Annotated in this window: 19 protein-coding genes and 1 pseudogene; 7 read left to right on the top strand and 13 right to left on the bottom strand. The window is 37.4% G+C overall.

Features of this window, described 5'->3' with window-relative positions; genetic code table 11:
• Positions 1-16: 16 nt before the first annotated feature.
• The 5 genes from NST46_RS10935 (at position 17) to NST46_RS10915 (ending at position 5,388) form a co-directional block, all read left to right on the top strand.
• On the top strand, positions 17-1,177 hold the full coding sequence (locus NST46_RS10935; protein ID WP_303450320.1) for a hypothetical protein: 1,161 nt from the start codon (positions 17-19) through the stop codon (positions 1,175-1,177).
• A gap of 44 nt (positions 1,178-1,221) precedes the next feature.
• The gene (locus NST46_RS10930) at positions 1,222-2,127 is read left to right on the top strand and encodes an ABC transporter ATP-binding protein (protein WP_340002914.1); all 906 of its coding nucleotides are present in this window, start codon (positions 1,222-1,224) and stop codon (positions 2,125-2,127) included.
• Between the two features lie 21 nt (positions 2,128-2,148).
• Complete coding sequence (locus tag NST46_RS10925) at positions 2,149-2,850, top strand: hypothetical protein (RefSeq protein WP_341137177.1); 702 nt, start codon at positions 2,149-2,151, stop codon at positions 2,848-2,850.
• 134 nt (positions 2,851-2,984) lie between these two features.
• A complete protein-coding gene (locus NST46_RS10920) occupies positions 2,985-3,767 on the top strand; it encodes an ABC transporter ATP-binding protein (RefSeq protein ID WP_095314354.1) in 783 nt (260 codons plus the stop codon).
• A 1-nt stretch (position 3,768) separates the two neighbouring features.
• The gene (locus NST46_RS10915) at positions 3,769-5,388 is read left to right on the top strand and encodes a hypothetical protein (RefSeq protein WP_341137176.1); all 1,620 of its coding nucleotides are present in this window, start codon (positions 3,769-3,771) and stop codon (positions 5,386-5,388) included.
• A 135-nt stretch (positions 5,389-5,523) separates the two neighbouring features.
• Here the strand turns inward: NST46_RS10915 and ggt are convergent, their stop codons facing one another.
• The 8 genes from ggt to NST46_RS10875 all read right to left on the bottom strand — a co-directional run bounded on the left by ggt (position 5,524) and on the right by NST46_RS10875 (position 17,100).
• The gene (ggt, locus tag NST46_RS10910) at positions 5,524-7,170 is read right to left on the bottom strand and encodes a gamma-glutamyltransferase (RefSeq protein ID WP_341137175.1); all 1,647 of its coding nucleotides are present in this window, start codon (positions 7,168-7,170) and stop codon (positions 5,524-5,526) included.
• An 8-nt stretch (positions 7,171-7,178) separates the two neighbouring features.
• Positions 7,179-7,352 carry a hypothetical protein gene (locus NST46_RS10905; RefSeq protein ID WP_158586282.1) on the bottom strand — a complete coding sequence of 58 codons (174 nt, stop codon included), beginning with the start codon at positions 7,350-7,352 and terminating at the stop codon, positions 7,179-7,181.
• 12 nt (positions 7,353-7,364) lie between these two features.
• Positions 7,365-7,829, bottom strand: a complete 465-nt coding sequence (gene pgsC, locus NST46_RS10900; RefSeq protein ID WP_095314358.1) for a poly-gamma-glutamate biosynthesis protein PgsC — start codon at positions 7,827-7,829, stop codon at positions 7,365-7,367.
• Positions 7,830-7,847: 18 nt separating this feature from the next.
• The gene (gene pgsB / locus NST46_RS10895; RefSeq protein ID WP_095314360.1) at positions 7,848-9,041 is read right to left on the bottom strand and encodes a poly-gamma-glutamate synthase PgsB; all 1,194 of its coding nucleotides are present in this window, start codon (positions 9,039-9,041) and stop codon (positions 7,848-7,850) included.
• A gap of 1,503 nt (positions 9,042-10,544) precedes the next feature.
• Positions 10,545-11,552 carry a hypothetical protein gene (locus NST46_RS10890; RefSeq protein ID WP_118889963.1) on the bottom strand — a complete coding sequence of 336 codons (1,008 nt, stop codon included), beginning with the start codon at positions 11,550-11,552 and terminating at the stop codon, positions 10,545-10,547.
• A gap of 787 nt (positions 11,553-12,339) precedes the next feature.
• Positions 12,340-14,670 carry an NlpC/P60 family protein gene (locus NST46_RS10885; RefSeq protein WP_341137174.1) on the bottom strand — a complete coding sequence of 777 codons (2,331 nt, stop codon included), beginning with the start codon at positions 14,668-14,670 and terminating at the stop codon, positions 12,340-12,342.
• Between the two features lie 247 nt (positions 14,671-14,917).
• Positions 14,918-16,006 (bottom strand): M20 family metallopeptidase, encoded by a 1,089-nt coding sequence (locus NST46_RS10880; protein ID WP_341137173.1) that lies wholly within the window; start codon positions 16,004-16,006, stop codon positions 14,918-14,920.
• Positions 16,007-16,050: 44 nt separating this feature from the next.
• Positions 16,051-17,100: an ATP-grasp domain-containing protein gene (locus NST46_RS10875; RefSeq protein ID WP_341137172.1), complete on the bottom strand. Its 1,050-nt coding sequence runs from the start codon at positions 17,098-17,100 to the stop codon at positions 16,051-16,053.
• A 390-nt stretch (positions 17,101-17,490) separates the two neighbouring features.
• Between NST46_RS10875 and NST46_RS10870 the strand changes: the two are divergent.
• Positions 17,491-17,851, top strand: a pseudogene (locus tag NST46_RS10870) (purine-cytosine permease family protein); the annotation flags it as partial.
• Between the two features lie 265 nt (positions 17,852-18,116).
• Positions 18,117-18,473, top strand: coding sequence for an MmcQ/YjbR family DNA-binding protein (locus NST46_RS10865; protein ID WP_251659452.1), 357 nt, complete (start codon positions 18,117-18,119; stop codon positions 18,471-18,473).
• A 366-nt stretch (positions 18,474-18,839) separates the two neighbouring features.
• Here NST46_RS10865 and NST46_RS10860 read toward each other — a convergent pair whose 3' ends face one another.
• The 5 genes from NST46_RS10860 to NST46_RS10840 all read right to left on the bottom strand — a co-directional run bounded on the left by NST46_RS10860 (position 18,840) and on the right by NST46_RS10840 (position 22,712).
• Positions 18,840-20,111 (bottom strand): RidA family protein, encoded by a 1,272-nt coding sequence (locus NST46_RS10860; protein WP_303450356.1) that lies wholly within the window; start codon positions 20,109-20,111, stop codon positions 18,840-18,842.
• A gap of 569 nt (positions 20,112-20,680) precedes the next feature.
• On the bottom strand, positions 20,681-21,388 hold the full coding sequence (locus tag NST46_RS10855) for a poly-gamma-glutamate hydrolase family protein (protein ID WP_341137171.1): 708 nt from the start codon (positions 21,386-21,388) through the stop codon (positions 20,681-20,683).
• 212 nt (positions 21,389-21,600) lie between these two features.
• On the bottom strand, positions 21,601-21,777 hold the full coding sequence (locus tag NST46_RS10850) for a hypothetical protein (protein ID WP_158586284.1): 177 nt from the start codon (positions 21,775-21,777) through the stop codon (positions 21,601-21,603).
• A 224-nt stretch (positions 21,778-22,001) separates the two neighbouring features.
• Entirely contained in the window at positions 22,002-22,463 is a 462-nt protein-coding gene (locus NST46_RS10845) for a hypothetical protein (protein ID WP_341137170.1), read from the bottom strand.
• A 30-nt stretch (positions 22,464-22,493) separates the two neighbouring features.
• A complete protein-coding gene (locus tag NST46_RS10840; RefSeq protein ID WP_341137169.1) occupies positions 22,494-22,712 on the bottom strand; it encodes a hypothetical protein in 219 nt (72 codons plus the stop codon).
• Positions 22,713-22,726 lie beyond the last annotated feature (14 nt).

The raw sequence follows: 22,726 nt of genomic DNA, 5'->3' as shown, positions 1-22,726 counted from the left end.
AGAAAGGATAATCGATATGTTTTGGAAGTTTACGCTTTTTGAACTGAAACTCTTATTAAAAAATCGTAAAAGTTGGTTTATTGCTGTATTTCTTCTGCTCTTTTTTATTTTATTTTTCTTATATTATAGTCAGGATACTCCTCAATCCTTAGCAGACAGGAAAAAAATGGAAACAGGAATATCTTACGCGGTTTTTGATTACTTAGATCAGCAGCGCCATGATCTGCCTGAAGTTGCGGAAGTTTATGATTATCATACACAAATCCAATCCCTATTAGGGATGCAAGTTTGGCATATTAGCGGTGGAAATGATAGTGAACAGTATGTTGAAGATGGGCTGAAACTCAATCAACTGCGACTGAAAGTGCATGAATTAGGCAATGAAGGAATACCTGATCATTTAATCGTTCCTACAGAAGAGATATTGAAAGAGAATGCGTTGTTGCATTTTATTAAAGATAACAATTTACCGATTGAGTCAGACTCTTTTGCAACAAATCACTATTTTACGAATGCACTCGCGATGATGTCGGGTCTGTTATTCCTTGTAATTGTCTTAATTAACGGCAACGAAATGCTAATCTATGAGCAAAGACACCAATCCGTTATGCGCGGATTCCCTTTAGCTTTCATACAAAAAATAGTGAGCAAAATAATGATTCATAGTATCCATATTTTCATTTTCCTTCTCCTCGGATTTTTTATTGGGAGTATCTATTTAGCAAGAACAATGGAAGCAGGTGAGTTTTCTTTTCCGATACTTATTTATAGGAATGAAGGCTATCTTGCTATATCTGCTAGTCAATATCTCCTGTATATGTTTTTAGGACTCGCGCTCGTTACAATTTTATTGCTATTATTATCAATTTTACTAAATATGTTATTTAAAAATGCGTTCGCCAATATTCTGATTGGTCTAGGTATTTTCCTGCTACCTGATATAGCCGTGGCTGCAGGGTTTAAAGCGACCTTCATACACCCTATCAAATTTATTGATATACATAAAGTTCTTTCCGGAGAGCTTGCAATAGAATTGGGTAATAGCTCCATTGATTATTGGAATGCGATGGCGACCTTAGGCATAAGCACGATTCTCTTAATCGCTATTATTTATGTTTTAAACAAATACGCTTATCAAAGGGTTCCTAAAAATTCTCCATTGGAAAAAGCATTCTGAATCATCCCTTATTAGCCTTAAAAATAATAGAAATGAGGTCTATCATGCTTAAGCTAGAAAACATCTCCGTGAAATATAAAGAAAAAACCGTCCTGGATAATCTTTCCTTTACTGCGGATAGTGGCGAAATTATCGGTTTAGTTGCACCGAACGGAACTGGTAAAACAACATTGTTTAACGTTATTTCAAATTTCCTAAAACCAAATCAAGGTACCGTCACCTTTAATGGTAAGCTCCAGTACAAAACGGAAAGGAAAGAAATATCTATCCATCAACAACTTGCCACTTTCCCAGATCAGGCTGATTTATTTGAAGAATTGACTGGCGTTGATCATATGAAGCTATACGCTAATATGTGGAAAGGTACAGCCAGGGATGTGAAGAAAATTTATACCCAACTACAGATGGAAAGCTATGTAAAAAAGAAAGTAAAAACGTATTCCCTTGGTATGCGACAAAGGTTATGCTTTGGAATGATTGCTGCAGCTGATACGCCTATCATGCTAATGGATGAAGTAATGAACGGACTTGATGTAGCAAATGTGTCCCTCATATCTAGGCGTTTAATGCAAATGAAACAAGAAGGAAAACTGATATTCGTAGCATCCCATTTACTTTCAAATCTCGATTTATATGCTGACCGTGTGCTGTATCTAAAAGATGGCGACATTATCCATCAACAAGATACAAATAATAGTGCAGATAAATATTTGAAAATAGATTTACTACCTGAAGAATACGAAAAGTTCAATTCAACTTTTCCATTGCCTGAAAGTCATCTCTATATCGCAGGCCATCTATGCTGCATTCCACTCACAAATATGGATCAGTATGAACAGAACGAATGGATCCAACGATTGACTGCTTATGAGGAAAGAGAACTAACAATTGGGCCACTTGGAACAGCTGAATACTATGAAAGATTCTATCATGACGATTCAGAGATTTAGGCTATTAGGAGTGTGGATTAAATGAAACGAATGTTTCTCTTCCTTTTCATTTCTTATTTATTCGTTTTAATTGGTTGTAGCCCAGAACCTTCCGAAAAGGTGTCACGTTACCAAGAAAATAATGAAATCATCGGAGAAGAAAGAGAGGATCTTATTGGGGAAATTAGTGACACTATTTACCATTCGGTTGACCGTAGTAATTCTGACGCGGAAGAACTTATGATTAGTCCTCCCGATAGAAAAGGAGAGTCTATTATTCCATCAGAAGGTAGATACACAATTAGCGCTGGTGTTTTTGAAGATCCTCCACAATCAGGCAGACTTCTTGTATATGATGAAAATGAAGTACTTTTAATTGATGAATTATTAGATTTTTCTTACGGAGTTAGTAGTGTTACGGTTGATCTGAATGGTTCCCATACGGTTCATGTGGATGGGCTGGACCAAGCCTTTTTAACTCCAGCAGCTACAGAGATTTCGAATGAATTAACTGCGGGGATTTGGGAGGTTGGAAAAGATATTGAAGCTGGTAGTTACGCTGTTATTCCTGCTGATTTTTCCTTTGGATATTTACAAATTTTTGAGGAAGGAGAACTTCCAAGGGTCTTTGAATTTTTGAATAGTTCACCTGAATCGGCAATTAACGTTCAGATTCAACTGAAGAATGGACAAAAATTAAAGATTTCAAGGCTGGAGATGCTCCAATTTGAGGAACAATCTTGATTAACAAGTTAGAATTTCCCTATTCATTATGAATGGGGAAAATTTTTATACTCTCCAATTTCCATTGCATTCCAAATTGCACATTGTTATGTTAAAAGAAGAAAAACAGATTAATAAAAAGGGAGGCACAAAGGATGGAAGAGAAAGTATTATCACTTCAAAATCTGTATATGAGTTATCCTGGGAAGGACGTTTTAAATGGGATTAATCTAGATGTCTACCGGGGACAAATCATAGGATATATTGGACCAAATGGTGCGGGGAAAAGCACGACATTAAAAATCATGCTCGGATTAGTGGATGGTTATGGCGGGGTTGTAGAAATTTTCGGCCAAAATATTTCCTCCAACGATTATACATATAAACAAAAAATCGGTTATGTTCCGGAAAATGCAGAGATTTATGATAACCTGACAGCAGCTGAATATCTCACATTTATTGGTGAATTATATGGTTTGGAACGCGGCGCCGCCGAGACGAAGGCATTAAGTCTTTTAGAAGAGTTTGATATGGGGGACGTTTTCCATTCAAGAATCTCCTCTTTTTCTAAAGGAATGAGACAAAAAGTTCTAATCACATCCAGCCTTCTTCATAATCCAGATTTGATTTTTCTTGATGAGCCATTAAGTGGACTTGATGCGAATAGTGTTATGGTTATTAAAGATATGCTAGAGGCTTTAGCTAATCAGGGAAAGACTATCTTTTATTCGTCTCACATTATGGATGTTGTTGAAAGGATAAGTAATCGAATTGTACTATTAGTGAATGGGGAAATTGCGGCGGATGGTTCCTTTGAAGAGCTAAAAGAAAAAGGTAAGGCAGGTTCACTTGAAGCTATTTTTAATCAATTAACTGGATTTGATGAGCATCAAGAAACAGCGAAAAAGATTGTCTCCATTGTAACGGGGGAGACATGAGATGCGTGACATCCGTATTTTAAAAGTGCTTGATACCTTTCAATCGGTTTTCCGCAAATTAAATATTGATTATACTGTGATGCGGAAAATTCTTGAATTAAAACTTACGATGGACCAGCGTCGTGTTCCAACCATTCTTAGTCAAAATACGAAGAAAAAGGAAGGGAATCAATTTCTTAAATCATTATGGATTTATGTTTTATACGGTCTTACGCTCGTCCCATTTGTATTTCTTGGGGATAATTATTTATTCCAGATCAGTATTATAGCTGGGATTGCCATGTTCATCCTTAGCACGTCGATGATTTCAGATTTTTCTTCGGTACTTCTAGATGTTCGAGACAAAGTTATTTTGAATACAAAACCAGTAAACAATCGAACCATTAATGCAGCCAAATTTCTCCATATAGCGATTTACTTAACTCTGCTTACTGGTGCGTTTATTGCCATACCAGCAATTGTATTTCTATTTACTAAAGGATTTATCTACTTTCTCTTATTCCTTATTGAAATAATTTTAATAGACCTATTAATACTAGCTTTTACTGCACTAATCTATATGGTTGTATTACGATTTTTCGACGGGGAAAAGCTGAAGGATATTATTAATTATGTGCAGATATTACTAGCTGTAGCAGTTGTAATCGGCTATCAAATCATTATACGATTATTTGATTTTGTAGATTTCGAATATGTTTATGACTTTAGCTGGTGGCATGTATTGCTTCCACCAGTATGGTTTGGTGCACCATTTGAACTGGTGTTAAACCAAAATTATTCCAGTGAGATTATTCTCTTTTCCCTATTCGCATTGTTAGGACCAATCGTCTCGATTTTCCTATATTACGTATTAATGCCTTCGTTCGAACGGAATTTACAAAAGCTAATGGAAGAATCGAGCACAAAAAGCAAAAAAAAATGGACCCTAAATGATCTGATAGAAAAATTTATTTGCTCCAGCAGAGAGGAAAGGATATTTTACCGCTTTTCTTCTATTATGATTAGTCGGGAGAGAGATTTTAAATTAAAAGTATATCCTTCAGTCGGAATGTCACTCGTTTTTCCGATAATCTTCCTTTTTAACAATTTGAGCTCTCAGACACTAGAAGAATTGGGGCAAGGCAGATCATTTTTAACAATCTATTTTTCTAACATTATTGTTGGTACCGTTGTTTACATGCTGCAGTTTTCTGCGAAATATAAAGGAGCATGGATCTTTCAAACAACACCAATTCAAGAACATGCCATTGTGTACAGTGCAACGTTAAAGGCAGTCTTTGTAAAACTATACTTACCGATTGTTTTGGTACTGGCCGTATTATACATCTGGGTATTTTCCTTCCGTATCTTACCCGATTTAGCGGTTGTTGTAGTTTCGGCCCTATTACAGTTGCTTATATCTTATAAGATGTTTAATAACGGAAAATATCCGTTTACCGAGCCAATTGAAACCGCACAACAAGGCGGAGGACCTGCCGGGAAAATTTTTGTATTAATGCTTATTGTTGGGGTATTTACGATTTTACATTTAATCGTTACCTTTTTACCTTTCGCAATTTATGGTTATTTGGTAGTTCTTATCGTACTTACGGCAATATTTTGGAAGATGATTTTCAAGTAATGTAGAAAATCAACAAATCATGACAGACAAGGTTATTACGTTAAAGAAAGTCTCTCCTCATTCAGAACGAATGAGGAGAGACTTTCTTTTTACTTTAGTTTTATTTTTCCGGCTTGAAGACTTTAGATAAATGAATTATTTTGCCATCCAAGAACCATCTCTATTCGGATCACTGAACCCATGAATTTTATTGTTTTCATCAATGACTAACCCTTGGATGCTCCCGAAATAGGAAGTATCATCCGTATATTGAACATCAATACCAAGCTCTTCAGGGTCCTTTAGAAATAGATAATCTTGCTCTGCCTGTAAAACATCCTCATTAAATTCCAGAAAGGTTCTAGGATCGCTTACAGATTCCTGAATTGGTTCATTAAACTTAATCGTTTTTACTAATTGTTGCGCAACCATTGACGTAATTCTTCTTCCTCCTGAACTTCCAATACCTATGACAGGAGATCCGTTCTTCGTTAATATTGTCGGTGTTGTATAACTAAATGGACGTTTGCCAGCCTCAGGACTATTTGGTGAATCTTCACGAGTACTAAAGTTTTTTAATTGATCATTTAAGAAAAAGCCATTCACATATTCTCCTGATCCAAAAAAATTGCTTAGCGTATTCGTTACGGAAACCATCATACCATTCTTGTCCACCACCACAAAGTGTGTCGTGTTTCCATGATCTTCTTTATCAGCATCTGATTCCAAGTTCCTGCGATATTCTTCAGACAATTCAAGTCCATCGACTTCGGATACGAGATCATTAATATGATCTTGAGAAATCATTTCATTTATTGGAACATCTGAATAGTTAGGATCCCCCACATTTTCTAAACGATCACTATAACTTATTCTATTGATGATCCCCATTAATAACGAAAAAGCTAACGGCTTATCTTTGGTATCTTCAATTTGCAGTGACTCGGCCATTTCTAAAGCTTGAATTAACATAATTCCCCCTGAAGGCGGTGGTGGAGCTAAGACATCATAGTCACCGAATTCACCTTGTATGGGTTCCTTGGTTTCAACCTCATAGGATTCCAAATCTTTCTCATCTATTTTCTCTTCCTCATCGCTAATGTCATTTGCAATGTTTCCTTTATAGAAAGCATCTGGTCCTTCAGCCTGGATATCTTCTAAGGTTTCTGCCAGTTGGGCTTGTACCAATAATTCCCCTACTTCTATAGGCTCACCTTCTGGAAAGAAATGATCTAATTCAGGCAGGTGATCAGCCTCGTTTTCCAATGCATCGTGCATGGTTTCAGAAACCGTCACACCATTTGCAGCAAAATTGATCGAAGGGTCAATTAAGTCATCCATATTCATTGTGCCAAAATCTTCATGGACCTTGTACATCCCTTTAATAAAACCTGGCACACCTATGTCACTTGAAGGTAATGTATCATCCGGTGCGGTTTCACGATAATCATAGACGACTGGTGCTTCGCCTTTACCGGGATGAATCAGCATGGTTCCTCCTCCGCCAATTCCCGATCCATGCGGCTCCGCAACCCCTAATACAAAACTTACTGCTATGGCAGCATCGACAGCATTTCCGCCTTGTTCTAATATTTTCATACCTACTTCAGTGGCAATTGAACTATCCGTTGACACACCATACGAACCCTCATCCTCTCTTGTTGTATCATTCAGGGTGAAGTCAGCATTCTGATCTGTTGATTGGGGTTCATCAAAAATTCCACTATCTCTAACAAGTATTATTACGAATAATACTACAATCAAACCTATAATAATGTAAAAACGATTATTGTTGTTAAGCATGTTTTAGGTTACACCAAAGTTATCAAAAAGACGATAGCGGTAATGATTAGCCCCATCATAGAATCCATACTTGTCCGTTTCTTTTGTGTTTTGACTGATTTTAAAACCCATTGCTTAAAAGTCAGTTTTGATTGTGCTTTTTTTACCTTTTGCTTTTTTTGATAGTCTAATATAGCTTCCATTTAAATTCCTCCTCAAATATAGTTAGATACAAAAACTGTGCCAAAAGTTAATCCACTAAGTAATAATGTACTAGCAACTGTAGGTAAAACACCTTGCTTTTGAATGGTATTTGCAATCAATCCAGGAACGATAATTCCGATAGCCACTAATCCACCAACGGCTTCAGGAATGGAATATTCAGCAAATGCAAAGTCAAAAATTGCTTTCATAATGATTCCGGTCGTTATCATCGCTGTAAACTTTCTTCTTCCGTATAGGATCGTAAATTTTGAAATGACCTTCATGACAATTAGATATGTCAAAAAACTAACCAAAAACGTAACAACAATACTTGCTGGCGTGGTAAACATCATAGCAATATATCCCGGTACAACTAATCCAGCTGGAATAACTCCTGTAAATTCTGTATAAAATAAGCTGAGAATAACTCCCGCAGTTATTGCCAAATAAATATCTCCTGTGTCAAATACAAACATTTTTCAATTCCCTTCTCTCTAAGCAGTTTCTTTTGTTATTTTCATTTGTTCAAGTCGAGTTACCAGTTCATCCGCGCCTCCATGAATATTTCCAACTCCGTAAATGGTTTTACCGGATAAGAATGGCTGAAGGACACGCACAATTTCATCAGTGCTGGCACTTTCCAGGTCTAAAAGGTTTCGGACCGGGAATTCTCCTCTTTTATATGCCTTTACGATGAGGCTTGTATTATCCCCCATCACCACTAGTGTTTCTGCTTGTATTTTTGGCAGAACCTGCTGGATAAATTGTTCCGTACGATCCACTCGATCCGAACGAGTATTCATAATAACAACTGGCTGCTCTGTAGGATAACTCAGTTGCTTCACGCGTTCCCAAATATTGATTGTTGACATAGGGTCATTAGCAGCAAATCCATTAACTAAAAAGCTAGGATTATTCGCATCACCAATTGGAAGGATCTGCATGGCACCTGGATCCGGCCAAGCCTTTAACATCCCTCGCTTTGCCGTTTCATGATCAATACCTAGAACATCGGCAACAGAAAGAGCTAGTGCTGCATTTTCCGGGAATACCATGTACTCGAATTTTTTAAGAAATTCCTCGGAAATTGCGGATGTATCACATACGTGTACCTTCGTATTCCGCTGCTTAGCCATTTGCTTAAAGTAAGAAACATAGGGACTGTCGTTAATAATCAGATCACCGTTATAGGGAATTGCTTCTGAAAATGAGTCTGCCACCTCTTCTAATGTAGGTCCTAAAACATCCATATGATCCTCTAATACATTAACAATTAGACCAATATTTGCTTTTAATAGTTCTTCTTGGAAAACTACTTGATAATCTGGTTTAACTGCCATACACTCACTCACAAGAGCGTCAGCTTTTAACTCAGAAGCCTTCGTTAAGACCCTTCTTTGTTCCCCTATATTCGGACCTTCCATCCTTCTCTTAATCGGAGCTTCTTGGGAATCAAACCAGTAGAGCATTCTTGCATCGGTTCCAGTCGTTTTTCCAACTGTATGGTATCCCGCCTCTTGTAAAACACCTGTTATTAATCTAGTGACTGTTGATTTACCCCTAATTCCATTTACATTTACACGGACTGGGATACTTGTAATGTTTTTGTCATTAATCATTTTGTCCTTAACCCCGAAGAACAAAGCTAATGAAGCTAATAACAGAATGAGCAAAAATTCGTCTAACATTTTTTCACCTCGACATCACATGTTTTAAATTCAGTTATTTCGTGGCTATCCTCCTTTTTCAGTATTTTACATAACTACAAAAGAAACCCAACTAAATCATCAAGGCTTCAATCATCGGGCTGCCGATTCATGAATCGATATTTCCCATAATAACCCTCAATTGTAAATAATTGTATTATCTATCTCGTAACCTACTATACTAGAACTATATTAAGCTAATATAACAAGAGTATATCAATTCTGTTAATTTACGCTATTACATAATAGACCCAAAAAATAAGCCCGTATCGATGTAAAAGAAAGACGGACTTACTTATATAATTCAATCTGGATAAAAATAAGCGGGAATTAGAATTTGTAAAAGCATCTTTTATTTCAGCCCCTTTCTTGTTTCCGTTAGTGTTTCATATTCTATTCTTTTAAATAGAACCTTTTCATATAAAAGTCGCTAAAAGCGTTCTATCATCCAATTGAATTGTAACGAATATACGTAATGTCAATACTTCAAACACGATTTAACGTCAAATCATCAGCCCTTCCATCTGGTTTGGATATATAGATTGTGTTTACTTAAATTAGGACCTAGATAAACATCTTGTATGTCTATTTTCCGCCTGAAACAATGGGTCCGTTAAACTTAAATAAACAGACGATTTAACTTTACAGCTTCACTATAACCGACATTTTCCGATAGTAAAATAGTATTTGCGACGCATTTTTTCTGCTGTTCAAAATAGTATTTTCTATTTATTCCTCCCATATAAACATGGTCATTAAGTGACATTAAATAAACAATTTGTAACTATTTGACTCCTTTGTATTCAGCCTATTTAATTAGATTTATTTGTAATTCAACGTCAAGAAATGCTCCTACAATCTTTATTCATCACTGTCATGCTCAATTTTGACATGTTGCCCTTACTGCTATACAGTGAATTAAACCAATTCTGGCCAGCTAGAGTAAGAAGTGGTTCCATTGGATCTGGAGAAGGGAGAACTCATTTTTTAAAAATATTGCGACATAACCAGAACTAGTCTACTTGATGTTGCGCATTCTGTCCTACACAGGAATCAGGGTTGAATAATTAGTAGCCCTCAAATGGAAATATGTAGATATTATTAACCACGCGGATCAGCATTCCAGCCCAAGTAATAATCTGCTGTAATATACGCTAGTCACACGGCGCATCGGTTTCCATGTCCGACAGTGCAAAGGTTCGTTTACTATTTGATAACCAATGGGTGTTTCTGAACAAATCTCTATTTATTAACAATCATAATTTTTTGTAAACTAGGTACCACGTACAAAATGATAATGAAAAAGTTGAAACAAGTATTATGGTGTTAGTTCCTCACTCCTTATAAAAGTCGAATTAATAAATAGTTATTCTAAACATTCAACGTAACAATTAGAATAACCATGGCGATATCTTAAAGATATCGCCATGGGTGGCCTATTCTACTTCTCTCACTAGATTACGAGTCCATGAAGTAATGACCGTATTATTCCTTAACTATAATGTCATAAGTTGCAGTGGTTCCATCTTCTGCTGTTACCGTTAGCTGATCACCTGTTGCTAATTCTCTTTTGCCTTTTTTCACTTCACCGTCTTCATTTGTTACTTTATAGGTCTGATTGGAACCATCAGGCGCTGCAATTGCTCTTAGCATTTCCTTTACTGTTGCATCATTTGCTACTGTTATTTCTCCTGTTTCTTCATCTGTTGGTTCGTCAATTTTCTTTATAATCTCTAATTCTTCTGGTGCTTTATTCGGTGCATCAATTTCGATTTCACTGCTTTCTTTTTCATAAATTTCATAAGTTGCTGTTGTTTCATCTTCTGCTGTTACAATAAGCTGATCACCTGTTGCTAATTCTCTTTTGCCTTTTTTCACTTTACCGTCTTCATCCGTTACTTTATAGGTCTGATCGGAACCATCAGGTGCTGCAATCGCTCTTAGCATTTCCTTTACTGTTGCACCATTTGCTACTGTTATTGCTCCTGCTTCTTCATCCGTTGGTTCGTCAATTTTCTTTACTATCTCTAATTCTTCCGGTGCTTTATTGGGTGCATCAATCTCGATTTCACTGCTTTCTTTTTCATAAATTTCATAAGTTGCTGTTGTTCCATCTTCTGCTGTTACCCTTAGCTGATCACCTGTTGCTAATTCTCTTTTGCCTTTTTTCACTTTACCGTCTTCATCCGTTACTTTATAGGTTTGGTCGGAACCATCAGGCGCTGCAATCGCTCTTAGCATTTCCTTTACTGTTGCACCATTTGCTACTGTTATTGCTCCTGGGTCTTCATCTGTTGGTTCGTCAATTTTCTTTACAATCTCTAACTCCTCTGGTGCTTTATTCGGAGCATCAATTTCGATTTCACTGCTTTCCTCTTCAGAATTAACTTCTTGAGATGTTGCTTCTTGTGCGAACGTAGGTGTTACAAATGCCGTTACCGCAATGAGTGCTGATAATGCAGAGACAGGCAATATCTTGTAAGATTTTTTCATGGTTACTCCTCCTCAAATTAATACATCATTAATTTTTTGCTAATACGACTTTCAAAATCTTATCTCCATTTCACACTAAATTGGAATAACCCCGGTACACCACTATGGAATGCAGGAGTTACCTGGGACTTACCATTTTACTAACTCAATTTCTTCATCTCTTTTGTTCTTCTACCTTTTTGTCATCTGCCTATCGAAGCAGAGCATGTCCAGTTAAGTTCAATAGAACGCTTCATTTTTCTGCCATTCTTAATCAAGAAAATCATTTTAATGGCAGTTGTTCAACCCACACAGCACTTTTTTGCTATCCTAGTACTAATGTAGATTTCTAGCAGCGGGGTTCAGGCCCCAAGCTTCTCAAGAGCAGTCACCTCCTTTAACTAGTAAATCCCATATAGAAGTTATCGACTGATCTACGCTTATGAGAATGCCTTATTTCTATCATTTTTATAAGCGATGAAAAGCATAACTCCATTGTCTACATCATATAATACGTAATAATCAAAAACTATATCAGTCGTATATCAATCAAATAACAATCTTGTAAAAATTTGGTGAATTTGGGTTATTTCTGTACTATTTTTAAAACCTTTGTATCAGATAAGTAATCCCCACCTGTTTTCAGGTGGGGATTTAGTATACATTATTTAGATGGATATACTGGAAGTGTCGATAATCAAGGTAGAAATTGATATACATTTTTATATTTTATCGGTACACCCTCTGAATACATAGCTGCGTTAAATAGATAGATTTAATAGATCAGATTAAGCACCTTGCCGTTCTTTCATCGATCATTTCCAGTCTCAGCAGTTGAAATGGTTCGTCCTTCAATCAATCGGTTTATCCAATACACTTCATTATTGATTTTTCGGGACACGATTTCACCATCAATCACTGTAATAAATGTACCCTCTCCTACGAAAATACCGGTCATGACTGGATCTGTTCCATGTTCTGTGTCAGAGAAAAACATGAGATCTCCAGACTGAAGCTCCTCAATATGACGTTTATCCCCATATTCGCGCAATTCTTCCAGATTGGATGGGAGATCAATGCCAGCTGCTTCTGCATAGATCTGCTTCATAAACATCGTTGAGGTCTCATCAAACGATTCGCCGACATATTGCTCAGCCAGCTGTGCTACTTCACTTTCCTCAACTTCGGTGTCATACGTTCTTGCGCCCATATAACGAGAAGGCCAATAATCACTTGTTGTTAAGTTAATGACTGTAACACCTTTTGAAGCTGTCGTTACAATCATTTGTTTATTTCCAATATAAATGGCTGGAATGATACTTGAACCTTGGAAAAATAAAATATCTCCTGGCTCAGCCTCTTCCATTGGGATTTCTGTTCCCTCTTTCCATTGCTGTTTTCCATATCGCGGCAGGTCATACTGCCATGCTTGATTGTAAACGTATTGGACAAAACCGCCTGTATCAAATCCCTCATCAGGTGTCGTTCCCCCAAGCGTATACTCGGTTCCCACTAGTTGATGAGCTTCAAAAACTGCATCATTATCATATTGAATAGTAAGATCATCAAAACGCTTCGCACCAGTAAAATGATCCCGCCAATATTCACTCATATACGAAATCGTCGTCTGCCCTTCTTCTCCTGTTGCATGAACAATATAATCATCCCCTAAATAAATCGCAGTGTGGGAAATACCTTCCTGCCAGGTTCCTGAGAAGTACAGGACATCTCCTGGCTGAAGTTCTTCATCCAGATCAATTGCATTTATATCTGTTCCCTCTGGAAGCAGCGTCTCACCAACTTCCCACTGTCGGTAACTAATTCGGGGCAAATATACATCCTCCGCCTCACGAAAGACGGTTTGAACGAAAAATGAACAATCAAAAGCGTCCAACGTACTGCCAGTCATTAAATAAGGCGTTCCAATATAATTCATTGCCTCCCTTACAATAGGGCTATTATGGTTCCTATATGTTTCCGGATTTGATTTTTCCAATATTTCCTCTGTATAACGGGCTCCTCCTACAAAGCGTTCTGCATAGTAGGTATGATAATCTAAATGCCTTTCTTGTACCCCAGAGGAAGTAGCAATCACAAATTGGTCATCTCCAGAATAAATACCTGAAATCAATTCCTGTTCGTCATTTTCAAAAAAGACAAGATCCCCAGGCTGCAATTCATCTCTTTCGATGCTCTTACCAACTTCCAGCTGTGGGGATGCCTGTTTGGAGAGCCAGCTGCCTGTCACCTCTTTATATACATAGTAAACGAAAGAGCCTGTGTTAAATCCTTCTTCCGGGCTGCTTCCCGATTGGTTATACGGAGACCCAATTAAGTCTTGAGCTTGTGCGACAATTTCATTCTCTGAAGGAGGTGGTGAATTTTCTTTGCTGTAACGTTTAGCACCCTGATAAATACCTGACCAATAGTCACTGGTCTCCATATTCCGCTCGGTGATTCCTTCGCTCGTAACAATAATAAAGCGCCCGTTATTTATATAAATCCCTGACATCAAATGAGTTCCCTGGAAAAAGACAACATCTCCTGACTGAAGCTCACTGGCATCCTCTCCCTGGATCCATTGATCGGCGGCTGATGGGGATAAGGAAATTCCTTTAGCCTCCTCGTAGACATATTGCACAAATTCTGCAGTTGTCCACCCTTCTTGATTTTCTCCTAATTCCTCCAGGGCCATTGCAGCTGCTGAATCATCAATATTCTCTTCTGTAAATTGGGCAGCTCCTGCGTAGGCATTCGACCAATATTCACTTGTTTCCATATTGCGTTCAGAAATTCCATCACTCGTCACGATGACGAAACGGCCATCGTCAATATAGATCCCCGACATCAAGCTGCTTCCCTGAAAAAAAACAACATCACCTGGTTGCAGCTCATTTCGCTCTATTTCCTCACCTATCTGTTGCTGATCCTTAGCATAACTCGGCAAGGAAATTGACTTTGATTCCTGATATACATGCTGTACAAATTCAGACGTTAAAAAACCTTGATCATTACTGCCAACCATATCCAATGCAAGTTCTGCAGCCGGGTCATTCCTTTCTTCAGCTGCAGCAAAGCCAGGAACCAATACAAAAAACAACAAAAAATTAAAGAAAACTAGCAAAACAGAACGCTGCATACGTATCTCCTCCATCCTTAATTTTGAAAGGTTATTCAATGACTACCTACCAAAGGCACCTATAGATGAAACACTCTTTTCCAAGTGTCCTATCTATAGGTATTCTATCAAAGACAGTATTCGTATTGATGTGGAAACAAGGGGGGCAAACGAAATAGAATGTAAATAATTTTAATAGAACCGCAAATAGTTCATGTAATCATTGTTATAGAACCGGTTCCTTTTTCATTCCCCTTCAAGAATATCATCAGTTAATTTTTAGCTGAGTATCATCCAAAGACAAAATAAAATCTACCAGCACATTTTGATATTCTCTCACCGAATCGATATAAACCATTTCGTTCTCTCCGTGCCAGTCCCTTCCCACCGGGCCAAATTCTATGGCTGAACCTCCGTACTTGGTAAAAAACTGCCCATCGTTGGAACCATGCTGACCGAATATGGATACTTTTTCAAGCTCAGTGATTCGTTTAATGGATTCTCCCAATGCTTCTACATAAGGATTGTCTGCTCTTGTTTTGACCGGATTATTGCTATTATGGATTGTTATGGGACCTTCTATTATTGTCTGAATCTGATAAACGATATCCTTGGGAGATTGGTCTGGCAGATATCTGATATCGAGCGACAGTTGACATAAATCGGGTACTTTATTATAGACGGTTCCTCCTTGTATTTTCGCGAGATTGATAGAAGGCTGAGTAAACATAGGAGAGCTTTCTTGAGCAAAAGGAAGCTCTAAAATTTCTTCGTAGAGACTAATTGCTTTGGTTATTGCGTTCGTACCTTCCCACGGACGACTTCCATGGGCTGATTTCCCCCGGACGGTAAAATCGAGCTGAAGCACACCTTTGGATTGGATAGCGATTCCCATATTGGTTGGTTCACCACAAATAATGAAATCTCCCAAATAGCCTTTTTCTGTTAAATATTTGGTTCCGTTGATGCCGCCAGTCTCCTCGTCTGGAACGATTTGAAGCATGACCCTGGATGTTAATTCCCTGTCTTTCAATTGTGCTGCTGTCACCATAGAAGCAGCCACTCCCGCTTTCATATCGACTGCGCCGCGACCATACATTTTTCCATCTCTGATGGAGGGCTGAAACTGTCTTTCCTCTGCTTCAATGACATCGATATGTCCGTTTAATACAATCGTATGATCACCCTGACCTATTTCACAAACAAGCATATGAAACCCATTATTCTCTAATTTTTCTACAGGGAGACCTTGGTCTATTAACCATTGTTCACAATAAGCAATCGCTTCGTTCGCCCCTGATTTTGTAGAACTGTCTATTTTTATCAGTTCTTCTAATAAGTGGGTTGGATCCCCCATCTAATCCCTCCTGCATTTTTTGAAATTTGATCAACTTTTCAATGTTATGCATCAAGTGCTTGCATCACCTTTTGTTTATTTATCGAAACAACAGTGTCATGGCGCGCTAATTCGATATCAGGTTTTTGACACAGCCAATCCTCTTGCACCTCTTTACCAGCGGTTAGTGCAATGATTGCAGCTGGAATATCTGCTCCCGCTAAATGGGTAAATGCATACCCGCCACCAAAGCGGGGATTGATATCAATAACATAATAATCGGTACCATTGAAATAGATATCCGTGTTCATATAACCTGCATGGCCAAAGCTTTTACCTAATTGCTTTGCGATGTCTGTTAATTCCGGAACATTTACCGTAATGCACCGATCGATATCTCCGCCTCTCATATCTAATTGCTTCCGAGCGAATGAAGTTAGAAAGCGGCCATTTAAATCGTTAAACATATCCACACTAAATTTCCCACCCTCAATCACTTCCTGAATAATAATATTATCCTCAGGTGCTTTGGATGTAGCACCATCCAATGGACTTTCTTTAATCTGTCGAACAGCATGCTGATAGGCAAATTCCATATCCTCTACATTATCGATAATTTCAATACCTATTGAGGCGGAACCGTTACGTGGTTTCACGATTAACGGAAAAGATACCTCTCTTCTTTCCAACGCCTTCTTCGCAGACTCAACATTGAAGTAAGAAAGCGGAGTTTTAACATCTAACAGATCCAGCAGTTCACGGTATTTTCCTTTGTCTCGTACCTTTTCGACAATATTGGAATCCGGTGCAAATACGGATACACCTAATTTATCCAGTTCTTTTTTATGTGCTGATATTGCGGGCACTTCCCAATCATTTAATGGGACAAGACAATTCACATGTTGTTTCTTACAAATCTCAATTATTGCTTCCATATAATTTGTATCTATTTGTTGTGGAATTTCATAGTTTTCGTCCCCTGCTTGGAGCGATGGAGCATTGTATTCAGGGTCAGCAGTAATTACTTTCCCGTCGATACTAGCATTTTTTAAAGCGAACTGGAAAAATTTCACAAAGTCTATTCTTCTTGCTGTTGATGTCAATAAGATGTTCAACTTATTCCACTCCTTGGTGTTTAATTCAGTTGTTGGATTCAAGATACTAGTATTTACCCGTCATTTTAAACTTTAACCTTTCTTGTTAGATAATTAGGACAAAAGGATGGAGATACAACAAAGAAATGTATATTTATTTGTGACCAAAGAGATGAAAAAAAGGAGGCCTCTCAAAAGTTCAAAGAACTCATGGAAAACCTCTAATCTAAGAAAATGTTACCTTTTTGTTACCCCAGGGTGTTTTAAGAGTATGTCAAGGTCATAAACCCCATTTTTAATAAAATAAAAAATGTACATTCTAATATCGGCATTTATTGCAGTATATCCGGTGGATTGTGTTAAATAAAATATTAGCTTTTTTGATGGCTAATGAAATAACATGATAAGGCTTATGCCACTAATTTTATTATGTATTGTGCACTAGAAGGAATGATTCTCGTAGCATCTGTACATCATTTTTTACCTAGTATTCTACAATGGGTGCTAATTGTTTTCTTTGGATTGATCGTCATTCCACTTAATCGGTTTGGAATTAAGCAATTAGATAAACTTCAGAAATGGTCATTACCGATATTTTTTCTGTTTCTAATCGCTGCCATTATTATGAATTTTACAACCACCTCTGTATATGAAGATAACTTCTGGACTTATATGCCAGAGTCAGGTGGGTGGAACAACATTACTATTTTGTATTGGAATACAGCATGGTATTATGGGACTAACTCCACTTCTTGCAACCGATTATACTCGCACTAATGGGTTTTTATAAAAGTCAGTATTCCGAAACGGGCCAGATTGTTTAATATAAAAGAAATTGTGGTAAAGAAAAAAGAAGTAAATTTTATCCAATGGAAATAACAACAAATTTCAAAATAAAAGCCTTAATATTGACAGTTACTAAAACGTGTCCACCTTCACATCGATTATGAAGATGACTTCAAAAAATTCTCCATTGTTCCATCTGGATCGGCAAATGCCGAAAATCTATTTAAATATTATTGGAGGAATTATTCAGTATGTTAACAAGAGAAGATATTTTTAAGCACGTCAAAGAAAACTTCGGTACATCCCCTGATTACCCATTTCAAAAATTCCCAAACTATGCCGCTTTAAGACATGAATCTAACGAAAAATGGTATGGTCTTGTAATGAATGTTCTACCCGAAAAATTAGGTTTAGATGGAGATGACGAAATAGATATTCTGAATTTAAAATGCCCCCCTGAAATAAGTGACAGTTTAAGGAATGGAAAGAGTATTTTACCTGGATATCATATGGATAAGGAAAATTGGATATCACTTGTTTTAGAACGTATAGATTCAGAAGAAGAAGTTTATAACTTAATTGAGCAAAGCTTTAATTTAACAAATTAAATCGTGAAATTATCTTCCGCAAAAGGAGCGCGTTTGTTGCAGATTAAAAGTAGAAAATGACAAACTTTATTATAAAAATCGCAAAGGATTTCACAAGGAATTAACCCGTTTCAATCAATCTATTATCAAAACGTTTTTCACTTAACGTAAAATATGGGTTTGCTTGGTGTTTTTGATCGACTTTATTCCAAAGCTACAAATCGGCTAATAATCTCGATGCTTTTTCATCTACGCTGTTAAAAAAAGGAGCTGTCTCAATTTACATTTGAGACAGCTCCTTTTTATGAATAGATTATGCGGTTTCGCATTCACCGTTGGTATTAACAAGTAACTATAATAGTTCCTGTATTTACAAACAAATGCCTGTTATGCTTTTCGAGGTGTTCCTTCAGCATTTGATACAATGACATCGATTTGGACTAAAGCATCTTTAGGTAAAGCTGATACTCCAACTGTTCTTCGCGCAGGAACACCTTCTTGGAAGAATGTTTTGTAAGCTTCGTCCACAGCATCCATATCTGCAATATTTTTAACGAAGATATTTACTTTAACTACATCATCCATAACGTGGTCGATACTTTCTACAATTGCCTTGATATTTGTCAAGCATTGTTCAGCCTGCTCTTTTACACCACCAGCTACCAATTCACCAGTTTTTGGATCGATAGGTAATTGAGCTGAAAGGTGATTGTAATGAGAAAACGCTACAGTTTGTGTAGATAGAGAACTCTTTGGTGCATTTTCAGTGTCGTTTGCCCAGATAACGATTCCATGTCTGTCTTCAATAGCCTGTGGAGGTGTACCATCTCCGTGTGATACCACTGCTTCAATTTGTACCAAAGCATCCATCGGTAAAGCTGCAACTGCAACTGTTGTGCGTGCAGGGAAATAGCCTACAGTCCTAGCGATAGCTGAGTCTGGGAAAAATGTTGTATAAACTTCATTTACTGCATCAATATCCGATAGGTCTTTAAGGAAGATATTAATTTTAACAATATCGTCAAAAGGAACGTCGATACTTTCTAAAATTGCCTTGATATTTTTTAAGGCCTGTCCTGTCTGCTCTTTTACTCCGCCAGTTACCAATCTTCCAGTTTTTGGATCGATAGGTAATTGAGCTGAAAGATTATTGTAATGAGAGAAAGCTACAGTTTGTGCAGATAGAGAACTTGTTGGTGCATTTGCCGTGTTATTTGTAAGTTTGATGAGGTCACCTGCTTGTGGTGCGTTTGGAATTGTACCTTCACCGTGTGAAACAAGTGCTTCAATTTGAACCAAGGCATCCATAGGCAAAGCTGCAACTGCAACCGTTGTCCGTGAAGGTACATAGGTTGGGAAGAATGTTTTATAAACTTCGTCTACAGCGTCAACATCTTTGATGTCCTTAACGAATACAGTGATTCTAACAACATCGCTCATAACATGATCGATGCTTTCAACAATTGACTTGATATTTTTAAAGCACTGTTCAGCCTGCTCTTTTATTCCACCAGCTACCAATTTCCCAGTTTGGGGTTCGATCGGTAATTGAGCTGATAGATTATTGTAATGAGAGAAAGCTACAGTTTGTGAATATAGACCGTTACCGTTTGGAGCATTTTCCGTATTTCTTGCTAGTACTGTGTTATAGTTGCTCATGATGTATTCTCCTTTTAGATAATATTATTAATAGATCTATTTATTAAATCAAGCTTCGCCGAAGAAACAGTCTAAACCATGGTTCCGTGATTGCAAAGGCGAAAACGGATTCACAGTGAGAATTGCGCTAGTACAAAAATGCACATATGCTTTGACTCAACCAATGTAAATTTTCGCACATTTTTTTTAAAAAACCTCACTAGACACAAACTGCCTTTTTGAGTAAGTCCGTTTTGGTTTAACTTGCAATCTAGTTAGGCTTTAATGTCTGTTTTTTGCTGCTAAACTTGAATTAGTAACCCCTCGAGTGGTTACTAAGATTGCTATTATAGCAGTTTTTCTTTGTATTTACTACTACATTTTGCTTTCTTCCTTCAATCGTTTAACCTTTTAAAGGATACGTTGAAAAGCATCTAACATATTTTGACAGAAAAACAGGGTTTATGACGCCCTTTTTAAAATATTTTTAGATAATGAATACCCCTAATTAACTAAGTAATTCATAGGTGTTCACATTATTTTCCCCTCTTATCCGCAGCCAGCTTAAACCGGGTTACTACTGATCAGATTTAAAGCTGTTCTTTGTAAATATCACTTGCTTCCTTTAGGCCATCAATCAACTTATCGTATATATTCGTTGTATTATGCCGATTTTCTCGTGACCAATCGTGGTTTTTAAAGAAAGATTTACGCAATTCTGCTGTTAGTTCTAACTGTACACCCGCTCGAAGCTGATTATCATTGACAATATTTTCTTCACTCATTCCTGATATATGGTCAGGAGCATCTTCAACTTGAAATCCTCGATTCTGAAGATAATCGCGTACCAATTCCTTATATTCTTCGTTTCTTCCACCTAGGTATATAATAGGTTCCTCTCCTTGATACCCATGAATAGATAAAGCGCTTACAGAATTTTGCACCATCCTTCGTCCAGTCGGTTCGTCAAAACGCTTAGAGGTTAGATGTAAAATCTCGTTGTTCGTTGACTTTATACCTGCAAAAAGGTAATACGAAATGTTCATCTGATTTGCCAGACCTTTTGCTACCTCCGAGGTCCCTGGTTCAATTCCTCCGCCGTGGATAGCGATGACGGTAATATCACTGCCACGTTGTTTATAGTTAATTTCGTAATCTTCATTCAGTACTTCATGCTCCATTAAATCTTCATAGGAATCATAATATCCTGCTGCACTTACAGTAGTTAAAAAGCTGAGTGGTAATAAGAATGAGCTGGAGAGGAAAAGTGCAAAGCAATATTTATTAAATTTATTCATGTCAAACATCCTTTTTCGTAGAATATGATGTTTGACATGAATTGTGTATATGATGTGTAAAAATAACTGTTAAAACCTTTAGGTAGCTGTTTTTCGTAAGTTGAGGCAAGCATATTTACATGTAACAAGCGAAAAAAATATGGTTGTACCAAATATTGCAATAGTAAGTAATGTGCTTATGGATATAAAAGCTAGCGTATCCTTTCTAGCTTTTATTCATGAGAGGCAGGAATAACCTCCCAATATACCTCATCGAAACTAATGTCATTTAACTTATTTTTCATCTTATTAGCATCTTCAAGCGTATCAAATAGTTTCACGGTATTTGTGCCGGAATGACAAAGTACTTTGGGAGGCTTTGTCCCTTCTGATATTAGCTTATACTGCATGGGATAAATTCACCTCCTTTTCCATATAGGATTGTACTTTCAGTTTATTGTGAACTCTATATGGGTATATGATTTGATTGGAACCCTGCACTTTTTTCCACATATTAGAGTCATTCGACTTCATCATGTTTGAGCTTGTATATTTTTTACACCCTTGATTGTAGATTTCCATTTACTATCTCCTTTCATAACTTAGCAGGTTCACTGAGATCACCACGATTTTGTTAATCTCTTTTTTGATTTTCTGCCGTCTTTTCTTGCGGCTTCGTCCTACCTTGTTCGCTGTTCCGATTTCCTTCAGTCTCGTCCGAATCATCCGGATTTGTATGGTCGCCACGCTCACGTTGGTCTCTGTCCCGGTTTTCCATCGTCTCTTCTTGGGCCTGCGTGTAACCTTGGCCCTCCTCATGATTTTCATGAGTCTTTTCCTCTATATCTGTGTTTTCTTCTGCTTTTTTCATGTAGTCAGACCGTTCACCATGCCAAATCAAATCAAAAATTGCTCGGCCATTTGTAGGCTGTCCATCAGGTAAATAGACCGGAAGAAGATCAAAGAGGATATAATAAAAGATGTAAAATAAAAACGTATCCCAAAACACTCCGCTCGAGAGTACACCCTCCGCTAAGAGTGAATTAATAAGCAAACCAGCAATTAAAGGGTTAATAATAGGGGCCGCATAAATCACCCCATGCCAGAAACGATTACTGGGATTTAATTATTCATACTCCATCCAGCTGTACATAAAGAAATATTTTCGAACCTCGATTGTGGGCAGTCGAAAGAGAACTGGCCCACTCCCAATAATAAGCTTTTTTTCCTTCGCACCTAAAATAGTGGCTGCCAAATAATACCCTGATTCACGAAGCACGGACGAGAGTGGCAGGATAATTAGTACCGACATTAACAATCGTAATAAATCAAATAAACCAAACATGACAAACCTCTTCT

The sequence above is a fragment of the Oceanobacillus sp. FSL W7-1309 genome, assembly GCF_038002145.1.
GTDB lineage: Bacteria > Bacillota > Bacilli > Bacillales > Amphibacillaceae > Oceanobacillus > Oceanobacillus profundus.
Note: the sequence above shows the minus strand (reverse complement) of the source record. Positions and strands in the feature narration are given on the sequence as shown.

Coding starts and splice junctions, on each gene's coding strand:
- NST46_RS10935 (WP_303450320.1), top strand. CDS start 17: ATGTTTTGGAAGTTTACGCTTTTTGAACTGAAACTCTTATTAAAAAAT.
- NST46_RS10930 (WP_340002914.1), top strand. CDS start 1,222: ATGCTTAAGCTAGAAAACATCTCCGTGAAATATAAAGAAAAAACCGTC.
- NST46_RS10925 (WP_341137177.1), top strand. CDS start 2,149: ATGAAACGAATGTTTCTCTTCCTTTTCATTTCTTATTTATTCGTTTTA.
- NST46_RS10920 (WP_095314354.1), top strand. CDS start 2,985: ATGGAAGAGAAAGTATTATCACTTCAAAATCTGTATATGAGTTATCCT.
- NST46_RS10915 (WP_341137176.1), top strand. CDS start 3,769: ATGCGTGACATCCGTATTTTAAAAGTGCTTGATACCTTTCAATCGGTT.
- ggt (WP_341137175.1), bottom strand. CDS start 7,170: ATGCTTAACAACAATAATCGTTTTTACATTATTATAGGTTTGATTGTA.
- NST46_RS10905 (WP_158586282.1), bottom strand. CDS start 7,352: ATGGAAGCTATATTAGACTATCAAAAAAAGCAAAAGGTAAAAAAAGCA.
- pgsC (WP_095314358.1), bottom strand. CDS start 7,829: ATGTTTGTATTTGACACAGGAGATATTTATTTGGCAATAACTGCGGGA.
- pgsB (WP_095314360.1), bottom strand. CDS start 9,041: ATGTTAGACGAATTTTTGCTCATTCTGTTATTAGCTTCATTAGCTTTG.
- NST46_RS10890 (WP_118889963.1), bottom strand. CDS start 11,552: ATGAAAAAATCTTACAAGATATTGCCTGTCTCTGCATTATCAGCACTC.
- NST46_RS10885 (WP_341137174.1), bottom strand. CDS start 14,670: ATGCAGCGTTCTGTTTTGCTAGTTTTCTTTAATTTTTTGTTGTTTTTT.
- NST46_RS10880 (WP_341137173.1), bottom strand. CDS start 16,006: ATGGGGGATCCAACCCACTTATTAGAAGAACTGATAAAAATAGACAGT.
- NST46_RS10865 (WP_251659452.1), top strand. CDS start 18,117: ATGTTAACAAGAGAAGATATTTTTAAGCACGTCAAAGAAAACTTCGGT.
- NST46_RS10860 (WP_303450356.1), bottom strand. CDS start 20,111: ATGAGCAACTATAACACAGTACTAGCAAGAAATACGGAAAATGCTCCA.
- NST46_RS10855 (WP_341137171.1), bottom strand. CDS start 21,388: ATGAATAAATTTAATAAATATTGCTTTGCACTTTTCCTCTCCAGCTCA.
- NST46_RS10850 (WP_158586284.1), bottom strand. CDS start 21,777: ATGCAGTATAAGCTAATATCAGAAGGGACAAAGCCTCCCAAAGTACTT.
- NST46_RS10840 (WP_341137169.1), bottom strand. CDS start 22,712: ATGTTTGGTTTATTTGATTTATTACGATTGTTAATGTCGGTACTAATT.